The organism is Mycobacterium sp. 2YAF39 (genome assembly GCF_052114565.1).
Taxonomy (GTDB): domain Bacteria; phylum Actinomycetota; class Actinomycetes; order Mycobacteriales; family Mycobacteriaceae; genus Mycobacterium.
The window spans coordinates 857,982-871,892 of sequence record NZ_JBFREZ010000001.1 but is presented as its reverse complement, the minus strand read 5'-3'; the positions used below and the strand labels follow the sequence as shown (position 1 = coordinate 871,892).

Sequence of the window (13,911 nt, the reverse complement as noted above, 5' to 3'; positions counted from 1 at the left end):
ATGCGGCCGTCTCACATCCGCTGATAGGGTCGGCGACGACAGCGTCTAGGGTTCCGGCGTTCACGCGTGCCTGGTCCGAGCGACGCCACCGTGCCTCCCGACGAGATGCGGTCATCTGAACGGACAAAAGCCTGGAGGATCTCCGGTGGCGCGCCGCGCGCCGCCGAGAAGGTCCTATCCATGACTACGACAATCGTGCTGGCCGTGTTGTTTTCGGCGCTGTTGCACGCGAGCTGGAATTCATTGGCACACGCCGTCGATGACCGCTTGGTGGGATTCGCCCTCATCGGCGTTGTCGACTGCGTCGGCGGGTCGGCCATGGCCTTGATCGCCGGGCCACCGCCGTCTGGCGCGTGGCCGTTCATCATCGCCTCTGCGGCGCTGCACGTCGCCTACAACCTGATGCTGCTCGCCAGCTACCAGCTCGGCGAGTTCAGCCAGATGTACCCGTTGGCCAGAGGGACCTCGCCCTGGGTGGTCGCGCTGATATCGGTGACATTCCTGGGCCATTCGCTGCCGACGGTCCAACTGGCCGGAGTCCTGACGGTGTCCGCGGGACTCATCGCGCTGGTGTTGATCGGCGGCCGCCCGAGCCCCAGAGATCTGCCCGCCGTGGCGACGGCCGTGCTCACCGGATTGATCATCGCGGCGTACACCGTGGTCGACGGCATCGGCGTGCAGCAGGGACCGCTACTGGCCTACATCGGGTGGATGTTCTTTCTCCAAGGACCGCCGATCGCCGTTCTCGCAGTGGCGCGGCGACGCGGCCGACTGACAACCGCGCTCCGCACATCGGCGGTGTCGGGGATCGCCGGCGGAATCATCTCGCTGGCCGCCTACGCGATCGTCCTATGGGCGCAGACCAGCGGCGCCCTCGCGCCGATCGCCGCACTTCGTGAAACGAGCATCGTCTTCGGAGCGCTGATCGGTGCGGTGTTCCTCGGCGAGAAGCTGGGCGCCAGGCGTGCAATCGCTTCCGCCGTGGTGCTCGCCGGAGTCTTACTGATCAGCGCTTCGTGACGTGTCTGATGCTTCAGCTCCGCTGGCGCTTCGTGAAGATTGTCCGGTGCCAATCCTTTTCAGCGACACCGGTGATATCGCTCATCACGTGCTTGATGGTGAGGTACTCCTCGAGCGAGTAGTCGCTCATGTCCTTGCCGAACCCCGAGGCACCGACGCCGCCGTGAGGCATCTCGCTGATGATCGGGATGTGGTCGTTGATCCACACGCAGCCCGCGTTGATCTCGCGTGACGCGCGTTGCGCCCGGTACACGTCACGCGTCCACGCCGATGCCGCCAGGCCGAACGCGGTGTCATTGGCCTGGCGCAGCGCGTCGTCGTCATCGCTGAACGACCGCACCGTCAGCACCGGGCCGAAGATCTCGTCGCGGTAGATCTCGGAGTCCTCGGCCACATCGGCGATCAGCGTCGGTGAGTAGAACGACCCGGGCAGATCGGGCGCCCTACCGCCGGTCACCACGCGGCCGCCCTGGCCTGGCGCACGTTCCACCATCCCCGCGACTTTCGCGCGGTGCGCCGCGGAGATCAGCGGGCCCAGGTCGGTGTCGGAATCCTGCGGGTCCCCGACCACCACCTTGCTCATCACCTCCGCGACGCCCGCGACGAAGTCGTCGTAGAGCTCGCGAGCGACGATGGCGCGCGTCGCCGCCGTACAGTCCTGCCCGGTATTGATGAGTGACCCCGCGACGGCACCCTGGATCGCGGCATTCAAATCAGCGTCATCGAAAACCACGAAGGGCGCCTTTCCGCCCAACTCCAATTGCGTGCGATGACCGTGCACGGCGGCCGCGGCCATCACCTTGCGGCCCACCGGAGTTGACCCCGTGAACGTGACCACGTCGACGTCGGGGTGACCGGCCAGCGCGGTGCCCACATCGCCACCAGCCCCCGTGACGACGTTGAAGACTCCGTCGGGCAAACCCGCCTCGGTCGCCAACCGCGCCAGCGTCAGCGTCGTCAGCGGTGTCAGCTCCGCGGGTTTGATCACGACACTGCACCCGGCGGCCAACGCAGGCAGCACCTTCCACACCGCCATCTGCAGCGGGTAGTTCCATGGCGTGATCGTGGCGACCACGCCGACGGCCTCGCGCCGGATGCTCGACGTGTGATCACCGGAGTATTCGGCGGTGGCCTTGCCCTCGAGATGGCGCGCCGCCCCGGAGAAGAACGAGATGTTGTCGATGCTGCCGGGCACGTCGAACTCCGTGGCCAACCGCACGGGCTTACCGGTTTGGCTGACCTCCTCGGCGATGATCTGCTCGGCGTTGGCGTCGACGAGTTCGGCGAGCTTGGCGAGCACCCCCGAGCGGTCGACGGGAGTCGCGGTCGCCCAGCCACGCAACGCGGCGCGGGCGGACGCCACGGCCCGGTCGACGTCAGCGGACGTCGCCAACGCCATCTCAGCGACGGGCGCTCCATCGGCCGGGTTGATCACCTGATGCAGCCCGCCCCCGGTGACCACCGGGGCGCCGTCGATCCAGCTGCTCGCCACGGTCGTGGAGACGGTCTGCCGAGAAGACACAGTCATGGGCCAACGCTAACCGACACCAGGCCGCCAAGCTACGCATTCCTGCAGCGCGAGGCCCTCAGAACGCGTGATTTCATGGTGATAGTTGCTTGCCACGACGGATTCCGTGCACAATCTCATGCATGGCTAACCCGGGTCTCGGGCCCGTATCGTTCCGTGTCAACCAGTCTCGGCCTGGCGCGGCGTTCCAGCTCGATGACTTGTCGAAGCAGATCATAGAAAAACTGCAGCAGGACGGCCGGCGCTCCTACGCCGGCATCGGCAAGGCGGTCGGGCTCTCCGAAGCCGCGGTTCGGCAGCGGGTGCAGCGGATGGTGGACGCGGGGGTCATGCAGATCGTCGCCGTCACCGATCCGATGCAACTGGGCTTCGCCCGGCAGGCGATGATCGGCATCCGCTGCACCGGGGACACCACCCGCGTTGCCGAAAAGCTGGCCGCGATCGAATCCGTCGATTACGTCGTGCTCACCGCAGGCTCTTTCGACGCAATATGCGAAGTCGTCTGCGCAGACGACGACGACCTTCTCGACCTACTCAATACCCAAATCCGCGCATTGCCGGGAGTGATATCCACCGAGACACTTGTTTACCTGAAACTCGTTAAACAGCAATACAATTGGGGTACAAGATGACCGCTACCGATATTTCTCAAGACCTTACAACCGAACTCGGCGCCATCGCCGACCGTCACCTGTGGGGGCACTTCGCCCGCCACGGTGCAGGCATCACGCCGCCCATCATCACGCGTGGCGAAGGCGTCACCATCTGGGACAGCAAGGGCAAGAGCTACATCGACGGCCTGTCAGGGCTGTTCGTCGTCCAGGTCGGCCACGGCCGCAAGGAACTCGCCGAGGCCGCGGCCAAGCAGGCCGAGACGCTGGCGTTCTTCCCGCTGTGGTCGTACGCGACGCCTACGGCGATCGAACTGTCCGAGCGGATCGCCGGATACGCACCGGGCGATCTCAACCGCGTGTTCTTCACCACCGGCGGCGGCGAGGCCGTGGAGTCGGCGTGGAAGCTGGCCAAACAGTTCTTCAAGCTGACCGGGAAACCCGGTAAGCACAAGGTCGTTTCGCGCGCGATCGCCTATCACGGCACACCGCAGGGCGCACTGTCGATCACCGGTATCCCGGCGTTCAAGGCGCCGTTCGAGCCGCTGGTGCCCGGCGGCTTCCGGGTGCCCAACACCAACTTCTACCGGGCACCGGAGCCGTACGACACCGACCTCAAGGCATTCGGGGAGTACTGCGCCAACCGGATCGCCGAGGCCATCGAATTCGAGGGTCCCGATACCGTAGCGGCGGTGTTCCTGGAGCCGGTGCAGAACGCCGGCGGCTGCTTCCCGCCTCCCCCAGGGTATTTCGAGCGGGTCCGCGAGATCTGCGACGAGTACGACGTGCTGCTGGTGTCCGACGAGGTGATCTGCGCCTACGGCCGGATCGGCTCGATGTTCGCGTGCAGCGACTTCGGCTACCAGCCCGACATCATCACCTGCGCAAAGGGTTTGACGTCGGGCTACTCGCCCATCGGTGCGATGATCGCCAGCGACCGGTTGTTCGAACCGTTCAACGACGGCCATACGGTGTTCGGGCACGGCTACACCTTCGGCGGGCACCCGGTGTCCTCTGCGGTGGCCCTGGCCAACCTCGACATCTTCGAGCGCGAGGGACTCAACGACCGGGTCAAGGAGAACGCCCCGGCGTTCCGCGCGACCCTCGAGCAGCTGCTCGACCTGCCGATCGTTGGCGATGTGCGCGGCGAGGGCTACTTCTACGGAATCGAACTGGTCAAGGACAAGGCCACCAAGGAGACGTTCAACGACGAGGAGTCCGAACGGCTGTTGCGCGGCTTCCTGACACCCGCACTCTGGAACGCAGGCCTGTACTGCCGCGCCGATGACCGCGGAGACCCGGTCGTGCAGTTGGCGCCGCCGCTGATCAGCGGGCAGAAGGAGTTCGACGCCATCTACCAGATCCTGCACGGCGTCCTCGGCGAAGCGAGCCGGATGGTCTAGCCGACGCGCTAACGTCGGCGACGTGCCCACGTCGTCACGCAAGCCACCGATCGATCCCGTCCGCTGGACGCCGCCTCCGGTGGATCCGTTACCGGATTTTCCGGCGGCGGAACTCACCGTCGTCCCCGTGCCGGGCGATGCGCCCGAGGATGTGGTGGTCGACGGCGACGGCCAGATCTGGGCCGGGCTGATCGACGGCAAGATCGTGCGCATCGCACCAGGCGGTGGCGAACCCGTCGTCGTCGCTCGCCTCGATTCCCGACCGCTGGGCCTGGACGTGGCTCGTGACGGCCGGTTGTTGATCTGCACCAGCCCGGGCGGCCTGTTGGCGCTCGATCCCGCCACCGGCACCGTCGACAAGCTGGTCGGCGAGGTCGACGGACGCGAACTGCAGTTCTGCTCGAATGTGACCGAACTTGCCGACGGCACAATCTATTTCACCGAGTCGACCAGTGCATTCACCTATGAGCACTTTCTCGGGCCGATCTTCGAGGCGCGCAATCGCGGCAGCGTCTTCCGTCGTGACCCCGACGGCACCGTGCTCACCGCCGTCGCCGGTCTGTATTTCGCGAACGGCATCACGCCGACGGCCGACGGGTCGGCACTGGTGTTCGCCGAAACTCAGGCGCGCCGACTGTCGAAGCTCTGGCTCACCGGCGACAAGGCCGGGACGGTGACGCCGCTGGCGGTCAACCTTCCCGGCAGCCCCGACAACTTGTCGACGGGTGCGGACGGCCGGATCTGGTGTGCGATGGTGTCGCCCACCAACCCGATCGCGGAGTTGATGCCGAAGACCCCACCGGCATTGCGCAAGCTGCTGTGGCGACTGCCCGATCGGTTGCAGCCCAAGATCAGGCCAGTGGTCTGGGCGGTCGCATTCGACCCCGACACCGGCATACCCGTTGCCGGGGTGCGCACCGAGCACCCGCAGTTCGGCATGGTGACCGGTCTGGTGGAAGTCGGCGACAAATTATGGATGGGCTGCATCGGCGCCCCGGCCGTCGCGCACGTCGACCTGGCCGCGACCGCCCTACGCTGATCGCCGGGCGGTTCCCCATCTAGTCACTCTTGAAACTTCAATCACACCAGTCACAGCGCGCCTCCGCCGAAACCCGCTCGAAAACACCTAATCTGCGCTCACCATGGCGAAAGTTCGAACCTCGTCGCAGCGCGTAGCGGCCCTGGCAGCGGCCCTTTTCCTGTTGGCGTCCCCCGCAGTGGCGACCGCCCAGCCCGACGCTGCGCCAGATACCAACGCCTGCCCCTATAAGGAGACGACACCGCCCGCGGTGGACGCGTCCGAAGTACCCGAGCCCGGCGAGGCTCCTCCCGGTCCGCTCCCCGTGCCGGCCAAGCCGTTGGGCGGCGACGCGCTCTCGGGCTGCGGCGTCATCACCGCCCCCGGCACCCCACCGCTGCCCAACGACGTCTCCGCCGAGGCATGGCTGCTCGCCGACCTGGACACCGGCGAGATCATCGCCGCCAAGGACCCGCACGGCAGACACCGACCCGCGAGCATCATCAAGGTCCTGGTCGCCATGGAGGCCATCAAGGACCTGCCGATCCACAAGGTCGTGCCAGGCACCGCCGAGGATTCCGCTCAGGAAGGCACCAAGGTCGGCGTCGGCGAGAACGGCTTCTACTCCATCAACGACCTGCTGCACGGCCTGCTGATGTATTCCGGCAACGACGCGGCGCACGCGCTTGCCGCCCAGCTCGGCGGGATGGACACCGCTCTGGTCAAGATCAATGACCTGGCGGGCAAGCTCGGTGGGCACGACACGCGGGTGGCGACCCCGTCGGGTCTCGACGGGCCCGGTATGAGCACCTCGGTCTACGACATCGGCCTGTTCTACCGATACGGCTGGCAGAACCCGATTTTCAGCGACATCGTCAGCACCCGCAGCTTCGATTTCCCCGGCCGCGGTGACGCCGGCTATCCGATCGAGAACGACAACAAGCTGCTGCTCAACTACCCCGGCGCCCTCGGTGGCAAGACCGGCTACACCGACGATGCCGGGCAGACGTTCGTCGGGGCAGCGCAGCGGGACGGCCGGCGCCTGATGGTGGTGCTCATGCGTGGCACCCGTCAGCCGATCGCGCCGTGGGAACAGGCGGCGCACCTGCTGGACTACGGCTTCTCGACGCCGCCGGGCACCCAGGTCGGCACGCTGATCGAACCTGATCCCTCGCTCGTCGCGCCGAAGCCGGAGGCGGCCGACGGTGCCGCGGCGCTCAATGCCGCACCGCTGCTGCCCGGCGTCGACGCCACACCCGTGCGTGTGGGCGTGGGCATCGTCGGATCCCTCATCGTGTTCGGGCTCATCATGGGCGCCCGGTCGGTCAACCGCCGCCCGCAGCACTCAAATCACTGACGCCGGAACAGGCGCGAGATACCCAGCGCACCAACGGCACCCATGGCTGCCGCGGCAAGCGCGCCGCCGACCCCGAGGCCCTCGCGGTACTCCACGCGCGGCATGATCTGCGCGGCATACGGCGGGTCGACCGGCGCGGCCTCCAAGTTGTCTTTCGAGGTCGCGGCCCACGCCGTGGCGAACAGGATGAGCCGCGCGGTGATGTAGGCGAACACCATCAGACCCAGCACCGGGCCGAACGTCGCGCCTGCAGGACCGGTCACCACCGACCGCAGATAGATAGACGCCACCTGCTTGAAGATCTCGAAGGCCACCGCCGCCAGCAGCCCGGCCCGCAGCGCGCTGCGGAAGCTGACCGACTCCCGGGGCAGCCGCGCGATGATCCAGCTGAACAGCAACCAGGTGATGAGCACCGACACCGCCAGCGACGCCACCCGCAGCGCCACACTCACGCCCGGAACACCGTCGAGGCCAAACCATTCCAGCACCTGTTTCATCGCGCCCGAACTCCCCAGCACGGTGAGCCCGATGGTGAGGACCAGCGCGAGGAACAGACCCACCATGGCCGTCAGGTCCGACAACTTGGTGCGAACGAAGCCTTTCGACTCCTCGCGCGCCATTCCCCACATCTGACTCAGCGCTTCACGCAGATTCGCCATCCAGCCCAGACCCGCCCATGCGGCGGTGGCGAGGCCGATGATCCCGACCGAGGTGCGCGAGTCGACGGCCGAATCCATCAACTGGACCAGCTGGTCGCCGATGTCGCCGGACACCGTCGACTTGATCCGCTCCTGGACCTCGGCGAGAAGCTCAGGGTGGCTCGCCAGGATGAAGCCACCGATCGCGAACGCGACCATCAGCATGGGGAACAGCGCGAAGATCGTGAAGTACGTGATGCCCGCGGCGTAGAAGTCGCCCTTGCTGTCCTGGTACCGCTCCTGCGCGCGCATCACGTGGTCGAACCAGTGATACCGCGCACGCAGCCGATCGACGATCCCTGGTTTTTCCGGCTCGACCGGAGGTGTCATTCGAGCCTCCAAGGGAATTGCGGGCGTCAGCCAGGTCCGGGTAGAAACCCTAACCGGTCATATACCCGCCGCAGTGTCTTTGCAGACACGTCCCTGGCGCGCTCCGCGCCGGCGGCCAGCACCGACTCGAGCTCGGCCGGATCCGCCAGCAGTTCGTCGACACGCGCCTTGATCGGACCGACGAATTCGACGACGGCCTCGGCGGTGTCGGCCTTCAGGTCGCCGTATCCGCGCCCCGCATAGCCCTCGGCGACCTTCTCGACGTCGATGCCCGTGATCGCGGACTGGATGGTCAGCAGGTTGGACACGCCGGCTTTGGCGACGGGGTCGTAGCGGATCTCGCGCTCGCTGTCGGTCACCGCGGAGCGGATCTTCTTCGCGGTCTTCTTCGGATCGTCGAGCAGGCTGATCAGACCCGCATCGGTGGCAGCCGACTTGCTCATCTTCGACGTCGGGTCGGCCAGGTCGTAGATCTTGGCGGTGACCTTCTGGATCAGCACGTCCGGGATCACGAAGGTGTCGGGGAAGCGGGCGTTGAACCGCTGGGCGACGTCGCGCGACAGTTCCAGGTGCTGACGCTGATCCTCGCCGACCGGCACGAGTTCCGTGTCGTAGAGCAGCACGTCGGCGGCCATCAGCACCGGATACGTGAACAGCCCGACGGTGGTGGCCTCGCTGCCTTCCTTCTGCGACTTGTCCTTGAACTGCGTCATCCGCGATGCCTGCCCGAAACCGGTGAAACAGCCCAGCACCCAAGCAAGTTCGGCGTGCGCGGCGACGTGGCTCTGCACGAAGATCGTGCTGCGCGAAGGGTCGATCCCGAGCGCGAGGTATTGCGCGGCGGTGACCAGCGTGCGCCGGCGCAACTGTGCTGGATCCTGCGGAATGGTGATCGCGTGCAGATCGACGACGCAGAAGAACGCGTCGTAGGAATCCTGCAGATCCACCCATTGCTTGATCGCGCCGAGCGCGTTGCCGAGATGCAGGGAATCAGAGGTCGGCTGGACACCGGAGAATACGACGGGACGGGAAGTGCTCATGATGGGTCAATCTTGGCACGGGTCATCCAATGGATTTTTGGGCGCTCTGATCCCGGGATTGCTCTAGCGCTCTCCGCGCGAACACCCACCGTTCGGTGATCGCCAGCTGGCTGCGGCCGCGGCCGAGGAAGGTGATGAACCAGGAGTACACGGCGACGATGCGGTTGCGGCTGCCCACGAGGTAGTAGAGGTGCAGACCCAACCATGCGAGCCAGGCGAGGAACCCGCCGAACTCGATCTTGCCGACCTGCGCCACCGCGTTGAAGCGGGAGACGGTGGCCATGCTGCCTTTGTTCAAGTACTTGAACGGCTTTCGGTCCGCCGGCTCCGACGCTTTGAGCTCGCTCTTGATCTGCTTGGTGGCATAGACCGCGCCCTGGATCGCGCCCTGCGCCATGCCCGGCACACCCGGCACGCTCATCAGGTCGCCGATGACGAAGACGTTCGGATGTCCCTTGACCGTGAGGTCGGGCTCGACGACCACGCGGCCGGCCCGGTCGACCTCCGTGCCGTCGGACTGGTCGGCGATCTGCTTGCCGAGCGGGCTGGCCTGCACACCGGCGGACCACACCTTGACGGCGGCCTCGATTCTGGTTTCTTCACCGTCCTCTTTTACCGTCAAGCCCATGTAGTCGACGTCGGTGACCATCGTGTTCAGCTTGACCTCGACACCCATCTTCTCCAGCCGGCGCTGCGCCTTGAGCCCGAGCTTGGGCCCCATCGGCGGCAGGACCGCGGATGCCGCCTCGACCAGAATCACCCGGGCGGCGGTCGGGTCGATGGTCCGGAACGCCCCCTTCAGGGTGCGGTCGGCGAGCTCGGCGATCTGCCCGACGACCTCGACGCCGGTCGGTCCGGCACCGACGACGACGAACGTCAGCCGTCGCTTGCGCTCCACCTCCGACGTCGTCACCTCGGCAGCCTCGAAGGCGCCGAGGATCCGGCCGCGCAACTCGAGGGCGTCGTCGACGGTCTTCATTCCTGGCGCGAAGGCCTCGAAGTGATCGTTGCCGAAGTAGGACTGCTGCGCGCCCGCCGCCACGATCAGACTGTCGAACGGAGTGACCCGCTCCCAGTCGAGCAGCTTGGAGGTGACGGTGTTGTTCTTCAGGTCGATGTCCACCACATCGCCGAGCAAGACTTCGGCATTGCGCTGCTTGCGCAGGATGATTCGTGTCGCCGGCGCGATCTCACCGACTGACAGGATGCCCGTGGCGACCTGATAGAGCAGCGGCTGGAACAGATGGTGGGTCGTCTTCGCGATCAGTGTGACGTCGACGTCCGCGCGCTTGAGGTGTTTGGCCGCGAACAACCCGCCGAAGCCGGAGCCGATGATGACGACGCGATGACGTCGCGGAGCGATGTTGTCGACGGTCACGTACGGACCTTAACCGTATTCGACGGTGACCGGCGCGTGGTCGGACCAGCGCAGGGCATAGGCCGCGGCCCGCTCGACCCGGGCGGATACCGCACGCGCCGCCAGGCGCGGGTCTCCTGGAGGCAGACCACATCGGCGGCGGTGTCTGCGAGCCATGGCAGGAGTCCGAGGTTCTCGGCCGACCTCTCCTTGATCGCTGCGCGGATGCCGTTGACGTTGACGGTGGACACAATCACGGGACGAGACCCTATCGAGCGGCTTGCGGTACCGGCGGTATCACCTTTAGTCTCGGGCAGATGAGCGAGCGCGCACCGATACACCTGGGTTCAGGCGAGCCGATGCTTTTGCTGCATCCGTTCATGATGTCCCAGAACGTCTGGAAAGGCGTTTCCCCACTGATTGCTGAGACAGGCCGCTACGAGGTGTTGGCCCCGACCATGCCCGGCCACAACGGCGGTGTGAAGGGTCGGTTCTTCCTGGACACCACCGAGCTGGCCGACGATATGGAACGCCGGATGGATGCGCTTGGGTGGGGCACCGCGCACATCGTCGGCAACTCGCTCGGCGGCTGGGTGGCCTTCGAACTGGCACGCCGCGGCCGGGCCCGGTCGCTGACCGGCATCGCACCGGCCGGCGGCTGGACCCGCTACACCCCCGCCAAATTCGAGATCGTGTTCAAGTTCGTGGCCGGCTTGCCCGTCTGGTTGGGCGCCAAGATCCTCGGCCCGCGCGCACTGAAGCTGCCGTACGTCCGTCAGCTGGGCTTTGTGCCGATCAGCGCGACCGCGGATCGCCTCAACGACGAGCAATGGCTCGACATCATCGACGACGTCACCCACTGTCCGGCCTACTACCAGCTGCTGTTGAAGTCCCTGCTGATGCCCGGCCTGCTCGAACTCGCGGGGGCCAAGACGCCGACGCATCTGGTCATCTGCGAGAAGGACCGGGTGCTGCCGCATCCGCGATTCACCCGGCACTTCACGACACACCTGCCGGAGTCCACGCAGATCACGCACCTCGACGACGTCGGGCACATCCCGATGTACGAGGCGCCGCGCCAGGTCGCCGACCTGATCGTCGAGTTCACTGACCGCTACGCGACGCCCCCGTCGCAGGAGGCCATCGGCTAGCTCCTCGCGGACTCCAGCGTCGAGTTCAGCGTCTTGCTCGGCCGCATGATCGCGGTGGTCTTCTCCGGGTCCGGCCAGTAGTAGCCGCCGATATCCACCGAATCACCTTGCACCGCAGCGAGTTCGGAGACGATGGCGTCCTCGTTCTCCGCAAGCGACTTCGCGAGCGCGGCGAAGTGGTCGGCGAGCTCCTTGTCCTCGGTCTGATCGGCGAGCTCCTGCGCCCAGTACATCGCGAGGTAGAACTGGCTGCCGCGGTTGTCGAGCTCACCGGTCTTGCGTGACGGGCCCTTGTCGTTCTCCAGCAACTTGCCGATGGCGGCGTCCAATGTCTTGCCCAGCAGCGTGGCTCGCTTGTTGCTGGTCTTGTCGCCCAGATCCTCGAAGCAGGCGCCCAGCGCGAGGAACTCGCCGAGCGAATCCCACCGCAGGTGATTCTCTTCGACCAGCTGATGCACATGCTTGGGTGCTGAACCGCCCGCACCCGTCTCGTACATTCCGCCGCCCGCCATCAGCGGCACGATCGACAGCATCTTGGCGCTGGTGCCGAGTTCCAGGATCGGGAACAGGTCGGTCAGGTAGTCGCGCAGGATGTTTCCCGTCACCGCGATGGTGTCCTGCCCGCGGGTCGCGCGCTCCAGCGTGTACCTCATGGCCCACACCTGCGGCATGATCTGGATCTGCAGGCCCTCGGTGTCGTGGTCTTTCAGATACTCCTTGACCTTCTTGCGCAGCTCCACCTCGTGGGGGCGTTCGGTGTCCAGCCAGAACACCGCCGTCATGCCTGATGCCCGCGCGCGGGTGACGGCAAGCTTCACCCAGTCGCGGATCGCCGCATCTTTGGTGACCGGCATGCGCCAGATGTCACCCTCCTCGACATCCCAGCTCAGTAGCACCTCGCCGCTGTCGACGTCGACGATGTCGGCGACACCGTCCTCGGGAATCTCGAAGGTCTTGTCGTGTGAGCCGTACTCCTCGGCCTTCTGCGCCATCAGGCCGACGTTCGGCACCGTGCCCATAGTCGTCGGATCGAACTGGCCGTTGGTCTTACACCAGTTGATCATCTCCTGGTAGATCCGGGAGAACGTCGACTCGGGGTTGACGGCCTTGGTGTCCTTGGTCCGTCCGTCGGCGCCGTACATCTTGCCGCCGAGGCGGATCATCGCAGGCATCGAGGCGTCCACGATCACGTCGCTCGGCGAGTGGAAGTTGGTGATTCCCTTGGCCGAATCGACCATGGCCAACTCGGGACGGTGCTCGTGGACATCGTGGATGTCCTGGATGATCTGCTCCCGCTGGAACGAGGGCAGTGACTCGATCTTGTTGTAGAGGTCCACCATTCCGTTGTTGACGTTGACCCCGAGCTGGTCGAGCACCTCTTGGTGCTTGGCGAAGGCTTCTTTGTAGAAGACCTTCACGCAATGGCCGAAGACGATGGGGTGGCTGACCTTCATCATCGTCGCCTTGACGTGCAGCGAGAACATCACGCCCGTCTTGTACGCGTCCTCGATCTGCTGCTCGTAGAACTCGACCAGCGCCTTCTTGCTCATGTACATGGAATCGATGACGTCGCCGTTCTCCAGCTTCGTCTCGGGCTTGAGCACAATCGTGTTGCCGTTCTTGGTTTTCAGCTCCATCCGCACCGTGCGGTCGCTATCCAGGGTGATCGACTTCTCGCCGTGGTAGAAGTCGCCATCCTTCATGGTCGCCACGTGCGTGCGCGACGCCTGGGAGAACTCAGCCATGGAGTGCGGGTGCTTACGCGCGTACTCCTTGACGGCGTTGGGCGCCCGACGGTCCGAATTGCCTTCGCGCAGTACCGGGTTCACAGCGCTGCCCAGAATCTTGCCGTAGCGCTGGTTGAGCTCTTTTTCCTCGTCGTTCTTCGGCTGCGCCGGATAGTCGGGAATCGCGTAGCCCTTCTCCTGCAGCTCCTTGATCGCAGCGTAGAGCTGCGGGACCGACGCACTGATGTTGGGCAGCTTGATGATGTTGGTATCGGGCGACTGCGTGAGCTCGCCCAGCTTGCCCAGGTTGTCGGGCACACGCTGTTCTTCGGTCAAGTGGTCACCGAACTCGGCCAGGATGCGGGCCGCCACCGAGATGTCACTGGTTTCGATGTTGATCCCCGCCGGGTCGGCGAAGGATCGAATGATCGGCAGAAAGCCATAGGTCGCAAGCAGCGGCGCCTCGTCGGTCAGGGTGTAGATGATGGTCGGCTGCTCTTCGCTCATGTGATGTTCTCCCGGCGTCTTCTCGGTCAGTTCGACGAAGCTCCGCATCGTGTGTGCGGCGGCTACAAGTATTGCGTCGAACACGACGCTACGCGGGGGTAGGCCTCCTCTCGTGAGGGGCCACTACCCCTACTGACGGGTAGCTTTCGGGCCGACGGTAAAAC

12 protein-coding genes are annotated in these 13,911 nt (G+C 65.6%); 6 read left to right on the top strand and 6 right to left on the bottom strand.

Annotation, left to right across the window (positions count from 1 at the left end):
* Window positions 1–180: 180 nt before the first annotated feature.
* Window positions 181–1,020, top strand: a complete 840-nt coding sequence (locus tag AB4Z42_RS04380; protein WP_442007866.1) for an EamA family transporter — start codon at window positions 181–183, stop codon at window positions 1,018–1,020.
* 13 nt (window positions 1,021–1,033) lie between these two features.
* On the opposite strand, the gene AB4Z42_RS04375 is transcribed toward AB4Z42_RS04380, so the two are convergent.
* Window positions 1,034–2,548, bottom strand: coding sequence for a gamma-aminobutyraldehyde dehydrogenase (locus AB4Z42_RS04375; RefSeq protein WP_442007865.1), 1,515 nt, complete (start codon window positions 2,546–2,548; stop codon window positions 1,034–1,036).
* A gap of 122 nt (window positions 2,549–2,670) precedes the next feature.
* On the opposite strand from AB4Z42_RS04375, the gene AB4Z42_RS04370 reads away from it, so the two are divergent.
* The 4 genes from AB4Z42_RS04370 to AB4Z42_RS04355 all read left to right on the top strand — a co-directional run bounded on the left by AB4Z42_RS04370 (window position 2,671) and on the right by AB4Z42_RS04355 (window position 6,937).
* The gene (locus AB4Z42_RS04370) at window positions 2,671–3,180 is read left to right on the top strand and encodes an Lrp/AsnC family transcriptional regulator (protein ID WP_442007864.1); all 510 of its coding nucleotides are present in this window, start codon (window positions 2,671–2,673) and stop codon (window positions 3,178–3,180) included.
* Complete coding sequence (locus AB4Z42_RS04365) at window positions 3,177–4,562, top strand: aspartate aminotransferase family protein (protein WP_442007863.1); 1,386 nt, start codon at window positions 3,177–3,179, stop codon at window positions 4,560–4,562. The genes AB4Z42_RS04370 and AB4Z42_RS04365 overlap by 4 nt, the downstream gene beginning before the upstream one ends.
* A 22-nt stretch (window positions 4,563–4,584) precedes the next feature.
* Entirely contained in the window at window positions 4,585–5,601 is a 1,017-nt protein-coding gene (locus AB4Z42_RS04360) for an SMP-30/gluconolactonase/LRE family protein (protein WP_442007862.1), read from the top strand.
* 103 nt (window positions 5,602–5,704) lie between these two features.
* Window positions 5,705–6,937 carry a D-alanyl-D-alanine carboxypeptidase family protein gene (locus AB4Z42_RS04355; RefSeq protein ID WP_442007861.1) on the top strand — a complete coding sequence of 411 codons (1,233 nt, stop codon included), beginning with the start codon at window positions 5,705–5,707 and terminating at the stop codon, window positions 6,935–6,937.
* Here the strand turns inward: AB4Z42_RS04355 and yhjD are convergent.
* From yhjD to AB4Z42_RS04335, 4 genes are read right to left on the bottom strand one after another with little or no spacing between them, the layout of a single operon-like run.
* A complete protein-coding gene (gene yhjD, locus AB4Z42_RS04350) occupies window positions 6,931–7,965 on the bottom strand; it encodes an inner membrane protein YhjD (RefSeq protein ID WP_442007860.1) in 1,035 nt (344 codons plus the stop codon). The two genes, AB4Z42_RS04355 and yhjD, sit on opposite strands and share 7 nt — an antisense overlap.
* Window positions 7,966–7,991: 26 nt before the next feature.
* The gene (trpS, locus tag AB4Z42_RS04345; RefSeq protein ID WP_442007859.1) at window positions 7,992–9,005 is read right to left on the bottom strand and encodes a tryptophan--tRNA ligase; all 1,014 of its coding nucleotides are present in this window, start codon (window positions 9,003–9,005) and stop codon (window positions 7,992–7,994) included.
* 22 nt (window positions 9,006–9,027) lie between these two features.
* Complete coding sequence (locus AB4Z42_RS04340) at window positions 9,028–10,383, bottom strand: NAD(P)/FAD-dependent oxidoreductase (RefSeq protein WP_442007858.1); 1,356 nt, start codon at window positions 10,381–10,383, stop codon at window positions 9,028–9,030.
* On the bottom strand, window positions 10,380–10,634 hold the full coding sequence (locus AB4Z42_RS04335) for an endonuclease/exonuclease/phosphatase family protein (protein ID WP_442008113.1): 255 nt from the start codon (window positions 10,632–10,634) through the stop codon (window positions 10,380–10,382). The genes AB4Z42_RS04340 and AB4Z42_RS04335 overlap by 4 nt, the downstream gene beginning before the upstream one ends.
* 45 nt (window positions 10,635–10,679) lie before the next feature.
* Between AB4Z42_RS04335 and AB4Z42_RS04330 the strand changes: the two genes are divergently transcribed.
* On the top strand, window positions 10,680–11,513 hold the full coding sequence (locus tag AB4Z42_RS04330; protein ID WP_442007857.1) for an alpha/beta fold hydrolase: 834 nt from the start codon (window positions 10,680–10,682) through the stop codon (window positions 11,511–11,513).
* Here the strand turns inward: AB4Z42_RS04330 and AB4Z42_RS04325 are convergent.
* Complete coding sequence (locus AB4Z42_RS04325) at window positions 11,510–13,747, bottom strand: NADP-dependent isocitrate dehydrogenase (RefSeq protein WP_442007856.1); 2,238 nt, start codon at window positions 13,745–13,747, stop codon at window positions 11,510–11,512. The genes AB4Z42_RS04330 and AB4Z42_RS04325 overlap by 4 nt on opposite strands.
* Window positions 13,748–13,911: the final 164 nt, after the last annotated feature.